Consider the following 19,204-nt stretch of genomic DNA (forward strand, 5'->3'; position numbering starts at 1 on the left):
TTCCTTTCAACGTTTTGCCGGATATAGCGCCCGCCGCACGGGATTGCAATTCGGGTCCGGTCAACTGCGGCCGAACAAACGCTCGATATCGGCAAGCTTGAGGCGGATATAGGTCGGCCGGCCGTGGTTGCACTGGCCGGAGCCGGGTGTTGCTTCCATCTGCCTCAGCAGCGCGTTCATTTCTTCGATCCGCAGCCGCCGCCCTGACCGAACGGACCCGTGACAGGCCATGGTGGCGGCAACATGTTCGAGCCGTGCATTCAAGGTGCCCGACGTGTCCCATTCGCCGATCTCGTCGGCGAGTTCGCGGACGAGCGCGCCAGCATCGATCTCGCCCAGCATTGCCGGTGTCTCCCGGATCAGGATCGCGCCGGGACCGAAACGCTCGTAATGCAGGCCGAGTTGTTTCAGGCTTTCGGCGTGCTCCATCAGGCGGTCGCAGTCTTCCTCGGGCAGGTCGGCGATTTCGGGGATCAGCAGCGCCTGCGAAGCGATCGTCTTGGCATGCAACGCCTTGCGCATATCCTCGAACACCAGCCGTTCGTGAGCCGCATGCTGGTCGACAATTACCATGCCGTCGTCAGTCTGGGCGATGATGTAGTTCTCATGTACCTGAGCGCGGGCGGCGCCCAGCGGATGACTTTCGATCCGCTCGGCCAATCGTTCTTCAGCCGGCTCCGCAACCGGTTCGGCGCGTGCCGACGGTATGGCCATATCGCCGAACATGGGCGAGACCGTCTCACGCAGCCCGCCCTGGGGCTCGCTCGAAAACGGCCGGAATGGCGAGGCAGCCGGTGTCCAGTTCTGGGCCGGCGGCGGACGATAGCCGGTGTGGAACGCCGACATCATCGCGCGGGCAGCCGTGGTCGAGGACCGGTCACCATCGCGGGCAAGTGCCTCGCGGATCGCCCCGACGATCAGGCCGCGCACCAGCCCCGGATCGCGGAAGCGCACGTCGGATTTGGCCGGATGCACATTGACGTCGACAAGCGCCGGATCGAGGCTGATATCCAGCACCGCCACGGGATAGCGGCCGGAGGGGATGGTCTCCGCGTAGGCGCCGCGCAGGGCCGACGATATGAGTTTGTCGGCGACCGGCCGGCCGTTGACGAAGGCAAACTGATGGGCCGCGTTGCCACGGTTGAAGACGGGAAGCCCGGCATAACCTGTCAGTCGGATCTCCTCACGATCCGCATCGATGGCGATGGCGTTCTCCTCGAAATCCTTGCCGATCACCTGGGCAATGCGTCCGAGCTTGTCGTCGCCGGTTGCCGGAAATTCAAGTGTCGAACGATCGGTGCCTGATAATGTGAAGCGAACATTCGGGAAGGCGATCGCCATTCGGCGGACCACTTCGGTGATGGCGCCGGCCTCGGCCTTTTCCGATTTGAGGAATTTCAGCCGCGCCGGGGTGGCGAAGAACAGGTCGCGTACCTCGACGATCGTGCCGGGATTTGCAGCCTTTGGCCGAAGCTCGGAGACCTTGCCGCCGATGACCACGACCTCCGACCCGTCGGACGCGTCCCTGGTCCGGCTGGTGATCGAAAGCTTGGCCACCGAGCCGATTGACGGCAGTGCTTCACCCCGGAAACCCAGGGTGCGGATATCGTCGAGCCCGTTGTCGAGCTTGGAGGTGCAATGCCGGCGGACGGCGAGTTCAAGATCGGCGCGCTGCATTCCCGATCCATTGTCGGTGACGCGCAGCAGGCTCTTGCCGCCGCCGGACGTGGCGATTTCGATACGGCTGGCGCCGGCATCGACGGCGTTTTCGATCAACTCCTTGGCAGCGCTGGCGGGTCGTTCGATGACTTCGCCGGCGGCAATCTGGTTGATCAGCGTTTCAGGCAGGAGCTTGATGGACATAAGGCTATTTTCGCGGATTCGGTGGGCAAAGCAAAGCGGGAAATCTATTCGGCGGCCGCTTTTCCAAGGCCCACGAACCGGCTGAGCACGGCCCGAAGGGCCGCGGGCTTGACCGGCTTGTTGAGCAGTTCGACGCCTGCGCGCTCGGCTTCGCCGCGGACGTCGGTCGTGCGGTCGGCGGTGACCAGCAGAGCCGGTACCGGGCCCAGCTTTTCGCGCAGACATTTGATCACCTCGAGCCCGGTGCCATGGTCGAGGTGATAATCGGCAACGATCGCATCGGGACAGTAGCCACCTTCGATAGCGGTTAATGCGAAATCGATGCCTGTGGCGGTCTCTACCTTGCAGCCCCAGCCACCCAGCAGCAGCCGCATGCCATCAAGGATGCGCGCTTCGTTATCGATGCAAAGCACCTTGAACTGGTCAAGCCGTTCAGCAGGTCGTGAGGTTGGCTTTCTGGTCTCGGCGGGCAGGGCAGGCGTCTCGGTGAGATCGAGCGGAATGCGCACCCGAAACATCGTGCCTTTGCCGGGAACGGATTGCAGTTCGACAGGATGGCTGAGCACGCGCGCAATGCGATCGACGATCGACAGGCCCAAGCCGAGGCCCGTGGATGTTCGCGCGCCTTCGTCCAGCCGCGCGAATTCCTTGAACACTGTCTTGAACTTCGATGCCGGAATGCCGATGCCGGTGTCGTAAACCTCAATCCACGCCTCATCTCCTCGCCGGCGCACCCCTACCAGCACCCGTCCCTTGACGGTATACTTGATGGCATTGGAAACCAGATTCTGTACCACGCGGCGCAGCAATGTCGGGTCGGTACGAACCCTCAGGTTCGTCGGCAGAACGGTCAGCCGCAGATCTCGGGCGCGCGCCAGCGGCTGGTAGTCGGTTTCAATCCGCTTGAGGAAGCCGTCGAGGTTGACCCCCTGCAGCCGCGGCTTCATCGCGCCTGTGTCGAGCCGGGAAATATCGAGGACGGCACCGAGGATCGTTTCCACCGACTCCAGCGCTGAATCGATGTTGAGCACAAGGTCGCTGTTACGCGAATGGCCGAGCCGCTCGACCAGCGACGACGAGTAGAGCCGGGCGGCGTTCAGGGGCTGGAGGATGTCATGGCCGGCGGCGGCGAAGAAACGCGTCTTGCCGATGTTGGCGTCTTCGGCGGAGGCCCGGGCTTCGGCAAGCTGTCTGTTGACTTCGGTCAGTTCGCTGGTGCGTTCGTTGACGCGCTGCTCCAGTGTTTCGTTGGCGACTTCGAGTGCACGATTTGCCCGGACGCGTTCGGTAATGTCGGTACAGGTGGCGACCACGCCGCGGTCGGGCATGGGATTGGATCGCAGTTCCACGATGCGCGCCCCACCGTCCAGCGTCAGCACGAATGGCGTGTCCGGCGTCAGGATCTTTTCCATCACGTCGACCTCTTCACCTTCGCGGATGTCGCCCCGCTCCGCCAGCAGGATAATGATTCCCGAAAGCGGATATCCCACCTGACCGACCGATTCCGGTAGCTCCAGCAGGGTGCGGAAGCGCTTGTTCCAGATCGCCAGCCGGTTTTCGCCGTCGAACACCGCGATCCCCTGGTCCATCTGCGAAAGCGCGGTCTGCAGCACGCCCTGATTATACTGCAGCGCCTCGCTTGCCTGATCGAGCAGCAGCGCGGTGTCGTTGGGGTGCTCGTCCATGCGCCGCATGGTCAGTGAAATCACCAGCCGCGCCGACGATGATCCGATTGCCGATCCCAGCATCTGCTCGGCAAAGTTCAGCAATTCGGCATCGGCAAATCGACGATCGTCCAGCACCTTGCCGGAGGAATACTCATAACTGGCAAACGAGCGCGCCATCCGCTCTTCGCCGAGGTAGCGGACAATCGCCTGCTTGAGGTCGCCGACAGTCAGGTTCGTGCGCCAGCTACGCAGCAGCGGCTTGGCGTTCGCGTCGCGTGGTACGAAGACGTTGGCTTGCTGCCGCTCGATCAGGTTCGAGTTGCGGGTCATGGAACCGATGACAAACGCTGCGACATTGACGATCAGGCTGAGCAATACCGAATTGATGAAGGCATCGTGGCCCGGTCCGGAAAAGAAAGTCGACGACGGCAACAGCGCGTCGAGAATAGCGCCTGCATCGCGCGATGTGTCGGTGCCGCCCAGGCTAGGAATGAACAGCAGCCACACCCAGACGGCAAAGCCGGAAATCAGCCCGGCGATCGCGCCGCGCGCATTGGCCCTGCGCCAGAAGAGGCCGCCGAGCGTCGCAGGCGCGATCTGGGAGATCGCCGCAAAGGCAATGAGGCCGATGGACGCCAGCCCGCTCTCGGACCCGGCGGACCGATAATAGCCGTAGCCTAGCAAGAGGACGGCGAAGATGGCGCCGCGGCGCACCGTAAGCACAAGCCTTCCGAGATCCTCGCCGTCCCGCGAGGCTGCCACCAGATTGCGACGCAGCAAGATGGGCATGACGATGTCGTTGGAAATCATGATGGCAAGGGCTACCGATTCCACGATCACCATGGCAGTCGCCGCGGAGAAGCCACCGATGAAGGCGATCAAGGTAATCGTCGGCATTCCGGCATTCATCGGCACTGTCAGAACGTAGAGATCGCCGTTGCCGGTTCCATTGAACAGCAGGGCGCCGCCGATAGCGATCGGCAGCACGAACAGGTTTATCAGGATCAGATAGAGCGGGAAGAACAGGCGCGCGAGCTTGAGTTCTCCCGATGTGCGGTTCTCGACCACCATGACGTGGAACTGGCGGGGTAGCATGATAATCGCAAAGGCGGAAAGCGCGGTGATCATGATCCAGCGGCTGAGCGGCGTCGTATGAAACAGCGCTTCGGATGCCGGCGCATGCGCTTTGGCGAGCGCCAGCAGATTTGAAGGGCCGTCGAAAATGACGTAGACGACGGTGATGCCGATGGTCAGCAGCGCGACCAGCTTAACGACGGATTCCATCGCAATTGCCAGGATCAAGCCGTCCTGATGTTCGGTCGCATCGGCATGGCGCGTGCCAAAGACGACAGCAAAAAAGGCGAGCGACAGCGATACGAGCAGCGGAAGGTCGATCAACTGGTGCTGGTCCAGACCAATCGCATAGCCCGACGTATCGACAAGCGCTGCGACAGAGTTGGAGACTGCCTTGAGCTGTAGCGCAATGTAGGGAACGGCACCTGCAAGCGCGATGAAGGCGACGATCATCGCCACGACAGGGTTTTTGCCGTAGCGGGCGGCGACGAAGTCGGCGATCGATGTGAGTTTCTCGGCCTTGGCGATTGCCGTGATGCGGCGCAACAGCGGCAGGCCGATGGTGAACATCAGGACCGGGCCGATATAGATCGCCAGGAACTCGAAGCCGCGTTCGGACGCCAGTCCGACGCCGCCGAAATATGTCCAGGATGTGCAGTAGATCGCCAGACTGAGTGCATAGACCACCGGGCGGCCGGAAATGGTCGACGCGGCCGCCTTCGCCCGCCGGTCCGCGAGGCTAGCTACCGCAAACAGCAGGACCAGATAGGCGAACGCCGAGCCGAAAACCACCCAGCCTGGCAGCATGAAACCTCCCTTGGGCGCAACGAGCACCGTTATCGCCGGACAATAATGCGATTGGCGGACGCTGCAAAGTCATGCTTTCGTCGTGAGGATGTATGCGCCGACCCTTATCAAGAATTGTGTTGGGCGAAATTGCTATTGCCTTGCGACAAATTGGCATATGCGGTTTATTTATCTTGCTGGTCTTCCAGCAGAAAACAGCAGGAGAGGCTAATGCTACAGGAATTCAAGACCTTCATCGCGCGCGGCAATGTTCTGGATCTGGCCGTCGGTGTGATCATCGGCGCGTCCTTCGGAGCCATCGTCAAGTCGCTGACCGACGATCTGATCATGCCCATCGTTGGCGCGGTCATCGGCGGCATCGATTTCTCGAACTATTTTGTTCCGCTGTCGAGCAAGGTCACGGCCACATCGCTCGCCGCCGCGCGCGAGCAGGGGGCAGTTTTCGCTTACGGCAATTTCATCACGGTCGCGATCAACTTCATGATCATCGCCTGGATCATTTTCCTGCTCGTCAAGGCGGTCAATCGCGCCATTCCCAAGAAGGAAGCCGAAGCACCAGCCGGTCCGTCCGATGAGGTCAAATTGCTGACCGAGATTCGCGACTCGCTGAAGAAATAGTCTTCAGCCAGATCTCGCGCGCTCGGCGAATGCGGCGTCGAGCGCGCGTTTGACATCCTCCTTGATGCCGGCGGAAATCTCCAGGACTTCGCCAGCCCTGAGAAAATCCATGACCTTGAAACGTCCGACGCTGGGCCGCAGGAGGATGTCGGGCGCTTCGATCTTGAGCTTTTCAGCTATGATCGATTGCATCATCAACTGGCTTGCGCCGAACAGGCTGTCGATACGGTTCGGCATGCGGTCGATTTCGCCTTCCGGGCCGCCGACCACATCGATGCCGACGACGATGTCGGCCTTTCCGAGCAGGTGATCAAACGGCACAGGATTGAAAATGCCGCCGTCGATCATGATGCGGCCGTTTACCCGGACCGGCATGAACACGGCAGGAATAGCCGCGGATGCGGCCAGCGCCTGGATAAGGTCGCCTGTGCCGAGCAATACTTCTGACTGACCGTAGTAATCGGTCGCCGTGACCTGAAGGGGAATGGCAAGGTCGGCGAAATCCTGCGGCAGCGCGTCTGGGAGAAATGCCTTCAGGACGCGCTCGAGATTGTACTGGCCCAGTCGGAAACCGTTGACAACGGCCTCGCGTACTGACGTCGGCCGCATCGACCAGATCCGGTTCATGACCTCGCGGCGGTTGCCGACCGATTTCAAGGTGAATTCGCGGATGTCGCGGCCTTTCATGCCGGCTGCCATGCCGGCACCCATGATCGCCCCGATCGATGATCCGGTAATGGCGACCGGGCGGATGCCGAGTTCGTCCAGCGCCTCGATGACATGGATATGGGCAAGGCCCCGCGCACCGCCTCCGCCGAACGCGACGGCTACGGTCGGGGAGGAATGCGGGTCACTGACGATGCCGATTGCGTCCATTCACCTTTTATACCGATGGAAATGCATCCTTGTCTCGCCGAACTCGCGTACGTCGACAAGCGTGAACGCAGCAGGAACGATCGGCTCGATAGTGCCGCGTTCCTCAAGAATTGCAAGCGCACCGTCCACCAGCCAGCCGCCTGCGGCCGCTGCGTGAAAGCACTTTTCACCCAGCCCCTTTTCGTAAGGCGGGTCGGCAAACAACAGGTCGAATGGCTCCATCGTGCCGACAGGGCCGAGATCGGTCGCGTCGCGCCGGAAGATCTTGGCGCGACCCTGCAGGCCCATGGTCTCGATGTTGGTGCGCAGAAGGCCGCGCCCCTCCACCGAGGTTTCGACGAACAGGGCCTGGGTGGCCCCGCGCGACAATGCTTCGAGCCCGACTGCGCCGGTTCCGGCAAAACAGTCGAGCACGCGGCCGCCGTTCAAGATATCGCCGTAGGAGTGGCTCAATATATTGAACAGGCTTTCTCGAGTCCGATCGGTGGTCGGGCGGATGTCATTGCTCTTGGGAGTGGCGAGCGCGCGGCCACGAAATTCACCGCCGACGATCCGCACCGCTTCTCACACCTCTCGAGCCGGGACCCTTGCCGCCGGGGCCGCCTTTGTGTGGACCATCTCCGCGAGGCCCGTCACCACGAGGCCCGTCGCCGCGTGGGCCTTCCCCGCGCGGCCGTGTGCTGCGATCGCCCTCGGTTTTGGGTTTGCCGCCAAAACTGCGCGGTCCCTTGGCGGGGCCTTCGCGGCGGTCGCCCTCACGCTTTGCGCCAAATGGTTTGTCACCCCGCGGTTTGTCGCCAAACGGCTTGTCACCACGTGGCTTGCCCTCGGAACGCTTACCCTCGAAGCTGCGTTCCGGACGGCCATGGCCGCCTTCGCCTGCGGCATCGTCACGTTTGCGCGCAAAAGGTCTGGCTGCCGGACGTTCGCCGCGTTCGGGTCTCTCGGACCGCTCGCGCCTTTCCGGCCGGTCCGGGCGCTGAGCGCCTGCCGTCCGCTTCGGCATGTCCTCGCGCTGGCGGGGGGAGGCTACGGCATCGCCGTCATCCTTCTTGAGCCGCAACGTACGGCGATTGGGATTTGCGTCGCCTGCGGCCTCGTCTTTCGGCTTCTTGGTCGCCACGGGGCGAGCGCCTGGCGCCATCCACACATTGGCCGTGCGGGTCGTGCCAAGCGGTGGCCGCTTCTTCTTGTTGTCGTCGCGATCGCGGCCGTGCGGACCACCTCTGCGGTCTCCATCCCGATCCCGGTCGCGTGGTGGGCGGTCGCCCCAATCCGGTCGTTCGCTGCGCTCCGGACGATCTCCGCGTGCCGGCCGCTCGCTGCGTTCTGGGCGATCTCCACGTGCCGGCCGCTCTGAGCGCTCCGGACGTTTCGCATCGCTGCGTCCAGAATCGCGCTCGCGGCTCTCGTGCCGCTCCTGGCGCTGCGGTCGCTCCCAGCTGTCGGCCTTCGCTTCTTCATCCGGCTTGCCAGTGTTGAAGATCGGGGCTTCGAAGTTGGCGTTAGCCTCTTCGATCAGGCGTGGGCCGAGCTGGTCGCGCAGCGTCCGGCTCTTGACTTCGACGACTTCGCCGTCCTCCAGCTCGCCCAGCTGGAAGGGGCCGTAGGAAATGCGGATCAGCCGGTTGACGTCGAGGCCGAGCGAGCCGAGCACATTCTTGACTTCCCGGTTCTTGCCTTCGCGAAGACCGATCGTGATCCAGACATTGTGGCCCTGCTCGCGGTCGAGCGTGGCTTCGATCGCGCCATAGAATACGCCGTCGACGGCGATGCCGTCCTTGAGTTCGTCAAGCCGTGCCTGGTCGATGGAGCCGTAAGCACGCACGCGGTAGCGGCGCAGCCAGCCTGTGGTCGGCAGTTCCAGCATTCGCGCCAGTCCGCCGTCATTGGTCAGCAGCAGCAGGCCTTCGGTGTTGATGTCGAGACGGCCGACGGAAATCACCCTCGGCAATTCTGGCGGCAGGTTGTCGAATACCGTGGGCCGGCCTTCGGGGTCGTGGTTGGTGGTCACAAGCCCCGCAGGCTTGCAATAGATCCACAGCCGCGTCCGTTCGATCGCGCCGATCGGCTCGCCGTCCACGAGAATGATGTCGGACGGCGTACAGTTGACGGCCGGGCTGTCGAGAACCTTGCCGTTCAGGTTGACGCGGCCTTCCATGATCATCCGCTCGCAGTCGCGGCGCGATGCCACGCCGGCGCGCGCCATGATCTTGGAGATGCGTTCACCCTCGCCGGTGACAGCGACGTGATCCGGGTTCTTCTCCGGCTGAGATCGGGGTTTGGAGGCAAAGCTCTTCTTCACCGGGGGCTTTCCGCCAGCCCGGTCGCCTCTTTCGGCGCGCTTGCCGTCTCCCTTGAAGGGTTTGCGACCGCCTTCACCCGGTTTTCTGGTATTTTTCATTTCACTTGCCTCATAGTTACTCGTCTCCTATCAGGACATGAGGTCCGGGTTAAGAGGAAAATAGGGTGTGAAACCTCCAAATCGCTTTATGGACATGGCAATCGAGCAAGCGCGTGCTGCAGCGGCGCGTGGCGAGGTGCCGGTGGGCGCCGTCGTGGTGTACCGGGACGAGGTCGTCGGGATCGCTGGGAACCGCACCCGTGAACTGGCAGATATGACCGCGCATGCGGAAATCGAAGCCATGCGTGCCGCCGCCAAGGTGCTGGGAAGCGAAAGGCTTGTTGATGCCGATCTCTATGTGACGCTGGAGCCGTGCACCATGTGTGCGGCCGCGATTTCCTTCGGGCGCATCCGTCGGCTTTATTATGGCGCGGAAGATCCCAAGGGCGGCGCGGTGGAGAACGGCGTGCGCTTCTTTGCTGCGCCGACCTGCCATCACGCGCCCGAAGTTTATGGCGGGTTCTCCGAGATCGAGGCTGGCGAGATCCTCAGGACGTTCTTTCGAGACAGGCGTGATTAAGCGATTGCGGTTCTGCGGGTGATCTCGTCCATGACGACGCAGTTGCGGCCCGCGTGCTTGGCGCGATACAAGCGGCGATCCGTTTCATTGAGCGCGACGGTCGGATCGAAGCCATCGGTAAAGCAGACAGCGCCGATGCTGATGCTGACGCTGACAGCTTTGCCATTGGCCCGCAGGTCGATCCCGGCGCAGCCCATGCGGATATCGTCAGCCATCTTCCAGGCGTCGCTTTTGCTCGTCAGGTCGAGGAATACGGCAAATTCCTCACCACCCATGCGTCCCCAGAAGTCCTGCGGGCGCAGAACCGAGGAAATTGTCCGTGCTATGCCTTTCAGTGCTTCGTCGCCGCAGGCATGGCCGTAGGTGTCGTTGATCTGTTTGAAATGATCGGCATCTATGATTAGCAGTGCGCAGGCGCGGCGATCGGTGCTGGCCGCTTCAAGCAGCGAGAGGAACGTTTCGCGGTTGAGCGCGCCCGTCATGGCGTCATGCCGGGCTTTTTCCTGCAGAGCCGCATGTGCTTGCGTCAGGGCACGATGCATCTCGTCAAGTTCGACATGCGCTGCGGCAAGTCGGTCCTTCATCGTTTTCAGGCGCTCGTTTACCGTAAACTGGTAGGCGCTCGCCGGCCACGCGATCGCGAGCGGGCAGACGACACTCATCCAGAAGCCCGGGCCATCCGGGTGTCCGCCCAGTATCGGCACCAGTATGAGGGCGGCGGACAGCGAAACGACCATGGATGCGAGTGCAGCTATGGTAGCTTTGACAGCGGTCTTTCTGCTAATTCCGAACATGGCCGCATATTAGGGCCGCAATGTTAACGCGTTCTGACCATTTGGTGGAGAAGCGCCTATTTGTTGCGCCGCGTCAATTCGCCCAGGCCTATTGCTTCCTCAGGCAGGCTTGTCCGGAGGATTTGTGCAGCCCGGTCGGTTTGTAATGCGCGATCGCGTTTTTCGTCGCCAGATCGATCAGGCAGACAAGTTCGTCTTCCCGGTCGCCATTCGGCGTGAGAAGCGTAACTTCCGCCCCGAACTGCGGCGTTCCCTCATAGGGGATCTCATAATCCTCAGGGCTGATACCGACGGTGATTTTCACCGTATACAGCCATTCCTTCCCGCTCGTCGTAGTCATCCACTGGCCGACATCGGAATTGGTGACGATATTAATCGCCAGATCGGCACCGGGGCCGCCCTTGCTCTTCAGGCCGGCCTTATTGAGCGCTTTTGCAAGCGGAGGAACGAGATAGGAGGCATACCCACTGCTAGCCTGGCTGCTGCTCATTTGGATGATGTAGGTCTTGCCATCAAGACTGGAGGCGGCCGTTGAGCCATGGCAGATTGCGGCCAGCCAGAACAATACGGGCAGAGCGATACGGGCCAAGGAAGGAAATAGCGGCCCGTTTCGCATGCATCAATCCCAGACCTGATACCACTTGCGGCCGGTGCCGGCGATTTCCGCTTCCTTCTTGCGGCGAGCTTCCTTGGCGCGCTCGGACTCGCCGAGCTGCTGCAGCTTGGCCGGATCGTCTACCTGGCGATAATCGAGCGGCGGATCGCTCATGAAACGGCGGCGATCCGAGTAACGCCCGTCCTGCAGCTTGCGCGCATCGCGGTAGGCGGCACGCTGCTGTTCAGGCGACATGACCTTGCCTTCGGTTACGGAAACCGCCAGCGGCGAACGATAATTGCCGTTGTTGGAGTTGTCGTCCGCTTCCTGCTTGAGGCGTGCACGTGCTTCCTCGGGGCTTTCGACCCACTGCGGATTGTCGCGGGTTGCCAGATTTTGCTCCGGAGCGACAAGCTTCTTGTCATCAGCTGGTTTTACCAGAGCGCCGCGTGGCTGATAGGCCAGGTTCTGCCTCTTTGGAGGGGCCAGCGAGAACGCATCACCCAGATCGTCTACCAACTGCTCGCTGGAGCTCTTGTCTGTGCCGTAGGTTGGACCCATGCAACTCGTCGTGCCGAGGCCGATAGCAGCCAGCACGATCATTGATCCAGCCATGCGATACATCTGTGTCATGCTCAACTAGCCTTTCCGGCGCTGCAAAGCGCAAGATCTTAAAAATTGGTTCTCGCGGTGACGCAAAAATCCGGCCATTTTCAGGCAGCTTTTACCGGAGGCAGCGCAAAAGTGCAATTCATCCACTGTCACAATCCACGAATTCATCCTGTAACGACGCTTCGTGTTGCCGGATACGCAACACGGGCGGCCATTTTACGGACCGCACGTGAATGCCTCTATATGTTAAAGTCCTGCCAATTCGCGAAGTGCTGCAGCATCGCGGGCCGACACATCGGGATAATCCGGGTCGGAGCCGACATCGGTGGTGATCCGCCAGGAACGGGCGCATTTCGTGCCCTGTGCCAGCGTCGGCAGCACGCTGACCTGGGCGACGTCATCTGCGCGAAACGCATCAGCCGGACCTTCGCCGAGTTCGACGGTGATGGCTGAGGTGATGCAGATTTCCGCGAGATCCTGATCCTCCAGCGCGGCAAAGAGGTCCGCGTCTGAGATGTAGACGACGGGAGCCGCTTCCAGCGACGAGCCGATCCTCTTGTCCTTGCGTTCGATTTCGAGCGCTCCAGTAACCGCGCGGCGAACGGTGCGAACCTTCTTCCACTTGTCGGCCAGCGCATCGTTCTTCCACTTCGCCGGGATTTCCGGGAACTGTTCGAGATGCACGGAAACGGCGGAAGGATCGCGAGACAACCACGCTTCTTCCGTCGTGAACGGCATCATCGGCGCAAACCACAACACCAGGCAATCGAACAGCTTGCGGATGACGTAGAGGGCCGAACGGCGCTTCAGGCTCGACGGCGCATCGCAATAAAGCGTGTCCTTGCGGATGTCGAAATAGAAAGCCGAGAGCTCGACATTGGCGAAATCGGTCAATGCGCGGGCGATCTTCTTGAAGTCGAATGCGTCATAGCCGTCGCGTACGAGCTGGTCGAGTTCTGCCAGCCGGTGCAGCATCAGCTTTTCGAGTTCCGGCAGATCGGTATAGGCGATCTCCTCGCCCTTGTCGTGGGCCAGCGTGCCCAGCATCCAGCGAACCGTGTTGCGGATCTTGCGGTAGTTGTCGATGTTGGTCTGCAGGATGGTCTTGCCGAGGCGCTGGTCTTCCCAGTAGTCGGTGTTCATCACCCACAGGCGCAGGATATCGGCGCCCGACTGGTTCATCACGTCCTGCGGCACCACCACGTTGCCAAGCGACTTGGACTGCTTGCGGCCATGTTCATCCATGGTGAAGCCGTGGGTGACCACCGCGTTGTAGGGCGCGCGTCCACGCGTCGCGCAGGCTTCGAGCAGTGACGAATGGAACCAGCCGCGATGCTGGTCGGAGCCTTCGAGATAGACGTCGGCCGGCCATTTCAGGTCAGGGCGATCTTCGAGCGTGAACGTGTGGGTCGAACCGGAGTCGAACCAGACATCGAGGATGTCCGACACCATCTGCCATTTGTCGCCATCATGCTCGTTGCCGAGGAAGCGCTCCTTGGCGCCGTCGGCAAACCAGGCGTCAGCGCCTTCCTTCTCGAAAGCTTCGAGGATGCGGGCGTTGACCTTGTCGTCCTTGAGCACATTGCCCTGGGCGTCGGCGAAGATGCAGATCGGCACGCCCCAGGCGCGCTGGCGCGACAGCACCCAGTCCGGACGCTGCTCGATCATGGCGCGCAGGCGGTTCTGGCCGGCTGCCGGCACGAAACGGGTCGCATCGATAGCGCTGAGCGCGCGCGAACGAAGCGTGGTGCCGTCGCCGAGTTCCTTGTCCATGTAGACGAACCATTGCGGCGTGTTGCGGAAGATCACCGGCTTCTTGGAGCGCCAGCTATGCGGATACTCGTGCTTCAGGCGGCCACGGGCAAACAGCGCGCTGTGGGCGATCAGCTGCTCGATGACGCGCTTGTTGGCGTCACCCTTCTTGCCGTTGTCGTCGATGACGCGGGCGGCACCCCCTTCGGCGTCGGGACCGAAACCGGGTGCATCCTCGGTGAGGAAGCCGGCATCGTCGACAGTGAACGGGATCTTCGACGAGATGTGCCGCGCTTCGAGGTCGCGGGAATGATGCGTCCAGATCTCGAAGTCGTCACGGCCGTGGCCGGGCGCCGTATGCACGAAACCTGTGCCGGCATCGTCGGTGACATGGTCGCCATCGAGAACGGGAACGAAGAATTCGTAACCGCCGCCGAAGCCCTTGAGCGGATGGGCGCAATTGATGCCGGCAAGCTCGTCGCCGGTCACGTCGCGCACCAGGTTAAGGGTGAGCTTTGCCTTGGTTGCACAATCCTCGGCGAGGCGCTTGGCGAAGATCAACTTTTCACCCGGCTGCGGGCCGAAATCGTTTTCGGCAGCGGTCACTTCATAGAGGCCGTATTCGATACGCTTTGAGTAGGAGACGGCCCGGTTGCCGGGGATGGTCCATGGCGTCGTCGTCCAGATGACGATCGATACATCGCCCAGGCTTTCAGAGCCCGAAGCAACAGGGAATTTCACCCAGATCGTGTCGCTCTCATATTCCTGATACTCGACTTCGGCTTCCGCCAGCGCCGTGCGCTCGACCACCGACCACATGATCGGCTTGGAGCCGCGATAGAGCTGGTCGCTCGCGGCGATCTTCATCAGCTCGCCGGCGATGCGCGCTTCGGCGTGGAAGTTCATCGTCGTATAGGGCTTTTCGAAGTCGCCCTCGATGCCCAGACGCTTGAACTCGCCCGATTGGATGTTGATCCAGTTCTGCGCGAACTCGCGGCATTCCTTGCGGAATTCGTTGACCGGCACTTCGTCCTTGTTCTTGCCCTTGGCGCGGTAGGCTTCCTCGATCTTCCATTCGATCGGCAGGCCGTGGCAATCCCAGCCCGGAACATAGTTGGCGTCATAGCCGCGCATCTGGAACGAACGGGTGATGACGTCCTTCAGCACCTTGTTGAGCGCATGGCCGATATGGATGTTGCCGTTGGCATAGGGAGGGCCGTCATGCAGCACGAATTTTTCGCGGCCGGCGGCAGAGGCGCGCAGCTTCTTGTAGAGGCCCATCTGCTGCCAGCGCGCGACGAGTTCGGGTTCCTTCTGCGGCAGGCCGCCGCGCATCGGGAAGTCCGTCTGCGGCAGGTAGAGTGTGGAAGAGTAGTCGTTCTTGTCGGCGGAATCGTTCATCGTCATACCGTTGATTGTGCTGCGCCTCTCGGGGGCGCGCGAAAATTCTGAAATCTGAGATTTCGGCTTCGTGTGGCGCAACGCCAGTCGGCCCGGACCTTTGCGAGGAGCCGATCAGGCTGCAAAGGCCGGGCAAATAATTCGGGATATGATCCAAAGCCGCAAGCTATCCATGGCCCGGGTTCTTATGCGGTTTTGCCGGGAAAGGGAAGGGGAATTCACCGCCTAACGCCTGCGAAAATGGCAGATACTATGGCTTTGGCTGCGCCGCGGCGATGGCTGGCCCGCCATGCTCCGGCAGCAGCGGATAGAAATGGCGGTGTTCGAAGTAGTCCTCTGTGCGCTTTTGCGCGGGGTTTAAATCTGTGCGCGAAAAGATCAGATTATAGCGGCCGGACCCGGAAAACTCGCTCGAGAATCTTGCGCTGACCCCGGAAAGCGTCGAGTTGAAGGGGGTGAGCGCCAGAAGCTTGTTCTTCTGGTCGGCGATCTCCGTCCACTTGGTTGCATCGGCAAAGTCCGTCAGCACCTCGGCGGCCATCGCTGTCAGCTTCGCCCGCGCGGCGGCATCGGTGAAGATGAACTTGACGCGGGTGGAGACAAGCGTGCCATCCTGCGCGCCCTTGATCATCAGAAAGAACGTCGAGGGGTCGTCAGGCTTTTCGGCATTGGGAATAGCCAGCTCATACCAGCACTCGTTGACCTTCTTGGCGAATGTGCCGGGCTGCCATTTCGACATTGGAAAGCCGGACCGGTTGAAGAGGTCGCACAGGTTTTCGCCATCCTTCTTCATGCTGCGCAAGAAGGCGCTTTCCATGCCCTTGATTTCATGCATGAACACGTAAGGATCAAGAAGCACGGCGACGCCTTGCAGGCGCCTGCCTCTGAACTTTTCCAAGCCACCCGGCTTGGGTATCACCATTGTTTCATGGAGCGGCAGGCCGAGCCATCGCATCAGGTGCTTGAGGTTGCGGTGTTGGTTGGCCAACAGGACGGTTGCAGAGATGGCGGTCGCGATCGCCAGGAACAGCAACCAGAATATCAATGTCCCGCGTTTGCGCTGTGGCTTGTTTTCCATCAATCTTTTGACTTGGAGTCACGCAGGCCGAACAATCTGCGGTCGTTTTCTCATAGACAAGGCGCCGGATACTGGCAAGCGGCGGCACGTATTAATGTGCAACGCAACGCGCGTAATCCCGTTGCTCTGTAATCGTCGCTTGGTCTAACATCTCATCCAGGATCAGGGCAGGAGCGAGACCTATTATGCTGGAAATGAGTGCCTTTGGACGCGCCGAATTGCCGCGCCCGAATGTGACGGCGGCCGACGCGGCGCGGATTTTTGCCGAGCATTACGGCCTGTCAGGTCCGATCGTCGAATTGGGCAGCCAGCAGGACCGCAATTTCCGCGTCGATACCGGCTCCGGTCGCTTCGTGCTGAAGATTTGCCATGCGGAATATAGTCGACTCGAACTGGAGGCGCAGAACGCTGCGATGCGTCACCTGACCAAAACAACGGCAGGGCCTGCCGTGCCGCAGCCTGTTGCTGCGAAGGACGGTTCGGAAATCCTGTCGCTCGATATCAACGACCAGTCCTGCCAGGTCCGGTTGCTCAGCTACCTCGAGGGCGAACCGCTGACGCGGCGCAAGTTCTTGCCGGAAGCGACAGTCGCTGCACTTGGCCGGGTTTGCGGCGAGACGGCAAGGGGGCTGGCGAGTTTTCGCCATGATGGCCTCAACAGACAGATCCAGTGGGATCTCCGCCATGCGGTGGCAATTGCCGACGCACTGATGGCCTCTGTGCCGGATCCAGGCAAGCGCGCGCGGGTCTCTGCAGCCATGGCCGCGGCAGAAACGCTGGTCAAACCATTGTCCGCCGGCTTCCGATTGCAGGCGATCCACCAGGATATCACCGACGACAATGTCGTCGCGGCCGCCGACGCTGATGGAAAACTGATCCCCAACGGCGTCATCGATTTCGGCGACCTGATGGAGGGCTGGCTGATTGCCGATCTCGCGGTCTGCTGCGCCTCGCTGTTGCACCATGCCAGCGGCGATCCGTTCTTCATCTTGCCCGCGGTCAGGGCATTCCATGCGGCCCATCCGCTGAATGCCGATGAGGCGGAGGCGCTGTGGCCGCTGATCATCCAGCGTGCGGGTGTGCTGATCGCGTCGAGCGAACAGCAACTCGAGCTGGAGCCCGACAACGACTATGTCTTGGGCAATATCGAGCATGAGCGGACGATCTTCGAGGTGGCAACCTCCGTGCCGCTGGCAGTCATGCAGGCGGCAATTCTCGATGCGGTCGGCATCAACAAGACGCCAGCCTTGCCATCCATGCATCGGCTTTTGCCTGATATTGACCCCGTGGCGATCCGGATCGTCGAACTCGGAACGCTGAGCCCGCACCTTCAGAACGGCAACTGGCATAGACCGGGCATCGATCAGGAACTGCTAAGCGACGCGGCAGGTGAGGCTGGGGCAGCACTGGCGCGCTACGGCGAATATCGTCTGACCCGGACACGACACCATTCGGCCACGCCGTCGGCCACCAGGGCATTGTTCATCGAGATGGTGCTGCCGGCCGGCACGCGGATTGCTGCACCCTTCGCCGGATCGGTCGAGTTGGCCGGCAGCCGCTTTCGCCTGGTTGCGCATGATGTGGTGCTGTTGCTCGATGGCGTCGATACCGTGCTGGAAACCGGCATGAAGGCCGCGCCCGGCCTCGATCTCGCTGTTGTGTCTGATAGTGGCCATCTCAAGATCCAGCTTTGCATGGACCCCACGGTGACGCCGCCGGAATTCGTCATGCCGCATCAGGCGGCCGCATGGTCGTCGACCTGCCCGTCGCCGTCGATCCTGCTCGGTGCCGATTTCGATGCGCCGCCGCTCGAGAGCGATGGCCTGCTCGAAACGCGCCATGCGCATTTCGCCAAGCCGCAGAAGAACTACTACAAGACGCCGCCGCAGATCGAGCGCGGGTTTGGCGCGCAGATGTATGCCATGGACGGACGCACCTATCTCGACATGGTCAACAATGTCGCGATAGCCGGCCACGGCCACCCGAGACTGTCTGCGGCCGTCGGGCGGCAATGGTCGCTGCTCAATACCAATTCGCGCTTCCACTACGCGGCGGTGGCGGATTTTTCCAAGCGTCTGGCCGATCTTGCGCCTGAAGGCCTCGATACGATCTTTCTGGTCAATTCCGGTTCCGAGGCCGTCGATCTGGCGCTTCGGCTGGCCTGGGCGCATTCGGGCGCGCGCAACGTCATCAGCCTGCTCGAAGCCTATCACGGCTGGACGGTAGCCAGCGATGCCGTCTCCACCTCGATTGCCGACAACCCGCTGGCGCTGACCACGCGGCCCGCCTGGGTGCATCCGGTCACATCGCCCAATACCTATCGTGGCCCGTTCCGCGGGGCGGATTCCGCGCCGGGCTACATCGCAGCGGTCGAAGAAGCGCTGAAGAATGTCGATGCGAAGGGCGAGAAACTCGCGGGCTTCATCTGCGAAACCGTCTACGGCAATTCCGGCGGCATTCCACTGCCAAAGGGCTATCTCAAGGAGGTCTACCGGCAGGTGCACGAGCGTGGTGGCGTCACCATCGCCGACGAGGTGCAGGTGGGGTATGGCCGTCTGGGCCATTATTTCTGGGGTTTTGAAGAACAGGGCGTGACGCCCGATATCATCACCATCGCCAAGGGTATGGGCAACGGCCATCCGCTGGGCGCGGTGATCACCTCGCGCGCGATCGCGGATTCGCTGGAGCGCGAGGGCTACTTCTTCTCCTCGGCCGGTGGCAGCCCGGTCAGCTGCGCGGTCGGCATGACGGTGCTCGACATCATGCGCGACGAGAAGCTGCAGGAAAACGCCCGCGATGTCGGCGATCATCTCAAGGCCCGGCTCGAAGCATTCGGCCAGCGATTCCCGATCGTTGGTGCCGTCCACGGCATGGGTCTTTATCTCGGACTGGAATTTGTCCGCGACCGGGCAACGCTTGAGCCGGCCACGATTGAGACGGCGGGTATCTGCGACCGATTGCTCGACCTCGGCGTGATCATGCAGCCGACCGGCGACCATCTGAACGTGCTGAAGATCAAACCACCGCTTTGCCTGACGAAGGAAAGCGCGGATTTCTTCGCCGACATGCTGGCCAAGGTGCTGGACGAGGGCTGGTGAACTCCCTTCTCCCCAGCGGGGAGAAGGTGGCCGAAGGCCGGATGA

General features: G+C 61.6%; 13 protein-coding genes. 3 read left to right on the top strand and 10 right to left on the bottom strand.

The features are described 5' to 3' along the window. Positions 1–60 precede the first annotated feature (60 nt). Both mutL and JJB09_RS01070 read right to left on the bottom strand, forming a co-directional pair. Positions 61–1,863 (bottom strand): DNA mismatch repair endonuclease MutL, encoded by a 1,803-nt coding sequence (mutL, locus tag JJB09_RS01065; RefSeq protein ID WP_201651905.1) that lies wholly within the window; start codon positions 1,861–1,863, stop codon positions 61–63. Positions 1,864–1,907: 44 nt separating this feature from the next. Further along, the gene (locus JJB09_RS01070; protein WP_201651907.1) at positions 1,908–5,411 is read right to left on the bottom strand and encodes a hybrid sensor histidine kinase/response regulator; all 3,504 of its coding nucleotides are present in this window, start codon (positions 5,409–5,411) and stop codon (positions 1,908–1,910) included. A gap of 210 nt (positions 5,412–5,621) precedes the next feature. Between JJB09_RS01070 and mscL the strand changes: the two genes are divergently transcribed. After that, positions 5,622–6,029, top strand: coding sequence for a large conductance mechanosensitive channel protein MscL (gene mscL / locus JJB09_RS01075; RefSeq protein ID WP_201651909.1), 408 nt, complete (start codon positions 5,622–5,624; stop codon positions 6,027–6,029). A 3-nt stretch (positions 6,030–6,032) separates the two neighbouring features. On the opposite strand, the gene JJB09_RS01080 is transcribed toward mscL, so the two are convergent. From JJB09_RS01080 to JJB09_RS01090, 3 genes are read right to left on the bottom strand one after another with little or no spacing between them, the layout of a single operon-like run. Next, entirely contained in the window at positions 6,033–6,905 is an 873-nt protein-coding gene (locus JJB09_RS01080; protein WP_201651911.1) for a patatin-like phospholipase family protein, read from the bottom strand. Then, on the bottom strand, positions 6,906–7,463 hold the full coding sequence (rsmD, locus tag JJB09_RS01085) for a 16S rRNA (guanine(966)-N(2))-methyltransferase RsmD (RefSeq protein WP_201651913.1): 558 nt from the start codon (positions 7,461–7,463) through the stop codon (positions 6,906–6,908). After that, complete coding sequence (locus tag JJB09_RS01090; protein WP_201651915.1) at positions 7,444–9,309, bottom strand: pseudouridine synthase; 1,866 nt, start codon at positions 9,307–9,309, stop codon at positions 7,444–7,446. The genes rsmD and JJB09_RS01090 overlap by 20 nt, the downstream gene beginning before the upstream one ends. A gap of 88 nt (positions 9,310–9,397) precedes the next feature. Here JJB09_RS01090 and JJB09_RS01095 point away from each other — a divergent pair, with 88 nt between their 5' ends. Beyond that, on the top strand, positions 9,398–9,829 hold the full coding sequence (locus JJB09_RS01095; RefSeq protein ID WP_201652662.1) for a nucleoside deaminase: 432 nt from the start codon (positions 9,398–9,400) through the stop codon (positions 9,827–9,829). On the opposite strand, the gene JJB09_RS01100 is transcribed toward JJB09_RS01095, so the two are convergent. The 5 genes from JJB09_RS01100 to JJB09_RS01120 all read right to left on the bottom strand — a co-directional run bounded on the left by JJB09_RS01100 (position 9,826) and on the right by JJB09_RS01120 (position 16,061). Beyond that, the gene (locus JJB09_RS01100) at positions 9,826–10,566 is read right to left on the bottom strand and encodes a GGDEF domain-containing protein (protein WP_201651917.1); all 741 of its coding nucleotides are present in this window, start codon (positions 10,564–10,566) and stop codon (positions 9,826–9,828) included. The two genes, JJB09_RS01095 and JJB09_RS01100, sit on opposite strands and share 4 nt — an antisense overlap. A gap of 145 nt (positions 10,567–10,711) precedes the next feature. Beyond that, positions 10,712–11,239, bottom strand: a complete 528-nt coding sequence (locus JJB09_RS01105) for a DUF4136 domain-containing protein (RefSeq protein WP_201651919.1) — start codon at positions 11,237–11,239, stop codon at positions 10,712–10,714. Positions 11,240–11,242: 3 nt separating this feature from the next. After that, on the bottom strand, positions 11,243–11,857 hold the full coding sequence (locus JJB09_RS01110; RefSeq protein ID WP_201651921.1) for a hypothetical protein: 615 nt from the start codon (positions 11,855–11,857) through the stop codon (positions 11,243–11,245). A 219-nt stretch (positions 11,858–12,076) separates the two neighbouring features. Beyond that, positions 12,077–14,983 (bottom strand): isoleucine--tRNA ligase, encoded by a 2,907-nt coding sequence (gene ileS / locus JJB09_RS01115; RefSeq protein ID WP_201651923.1) that lies wholly within the window; start codon positions 14,981–14,983, stop codon positions 12,077–12,079. 250 nt (positions 14,984–15,233) lie between these two features. Continuing rightward, complete coding sequence (locus JJB09_RS01120; RefSeq protein WP_201651925.1) at positions 15,234–16,061, bottom strand: DUF6030 family protein; 828 nt, start codon at positions 16,059–16,061, stop codon at positions 15,234–15,236. Between the two features lie 185 nt (positions 16,062–16,246). On the opposite strand from JJB09_RS01120, the gene JJB09_RS01125 reads away from it, so the two are divergent. After that, complete coding sequence (locus tag JJB09_RS01125) at positions 16,247–19,159, top strand: aminotransferase (protein WP_201651927.1); 2,913 nt, start codon at positions 16,247–16,249, stop codon at positions 19,157–19,159. Positions 19,160–19,204: the final 45 nt, after the last annotated feature.

It is taken from the genome of Phytoamicus setariae (genome assembly GCF_016722925.1).
Taxonomy (GTDB): Bacteria; Pseudomonadota; Alphaproteobacteria; order Rhizobiales; family Rhizobiaceae; genus Rhizobium_E; species Rhizobium_E setariae.

What these genes read in the sequence shown, in the direction of transcription:
- JJB09_RS01105 (WP_201651919.1), bottom strand. Translation starts at nt 11,239, where the DNA reads ATGCGAAACGGGCCGCTATTTCCTTCCTTGGCCCGTATCGCTCTGCCC.
- JJB09_RS01125 (WP_201651927.1), top strand. Translation starts at nt 16,247, where the DNA reads ATGCTGGAAATGAGTGCCTTTGGACGCGCCGAATTGCCGCGCCCGAAT.
- ileS (WP_201651923.1), bottom strand. Translation starts at nt 14,983, where the DNA reads ATGAACGATTCCGCCGACAAGAACGACTACTCTTCCACACTCTACCTG.
- JJB09_RS01100 (WP_201651917.1), bottom strand. Translation starts at nt 10,566, where the DNA reads ATGGTCGTTTCGCTGTCCGCCGCCCTCATACTGGTGCCGATACTGGGC.
- JJB09_RS01070 (WP_201651907.1), bottom strand. Translation starts at nt 5,411, where the DNA reads ATGCTGCCAGGCTGGGTGGTTTTCGGCTCGGCGTTCGCCTATCTGGTC.
- mutL (WP_201651905.1), bottom strand. Translation starts at nt 1,863, where the DNA reads ATGTCCATCAAGCTCCTGCCTGAAACGCTGATCAACCAGATTGCCGCC.
- JJB09_RS01090 (WP_201651915.1), bottom strand. Translation starts at nt 9,309, where the DNA reads ATGAAAAATACCAGAAAACCGGGTGAAGGCGGTCGCAAACCCTTCAAG.
- JJB09_RS01080 (WP_201651911.1), bottom strand. Translation starts at nt 6,905, where the DNA reads ATGGACGCAATCGGCATCGTCAGTGACCCGCATTCCTCCCCGACCGTA.
- JJB09_RS01120 (WP_201651925.1), bottom strand. Translation starts at nt 16,061, where the DNA reads ATGGAAAACAAGCCACAGCGCAAACGCGGGACATTGATATTCTGGTTG.
- mscL (WP_201651909.1), top strand. Translation starts at nt 5,622, where the DNA reads ATGCTACAGGAATTCAAGACCTTCATCGCGCGCGGCAATGTTCTGGAT.
- JJB09_RS01095 (WP_201652662.1), top strand. Translation starts at nt 9,398, where the DNA reads ATGGACATGGCAATCGAGCAAGCGCGTGCTGCAGCGGCGCGTGGCGAG.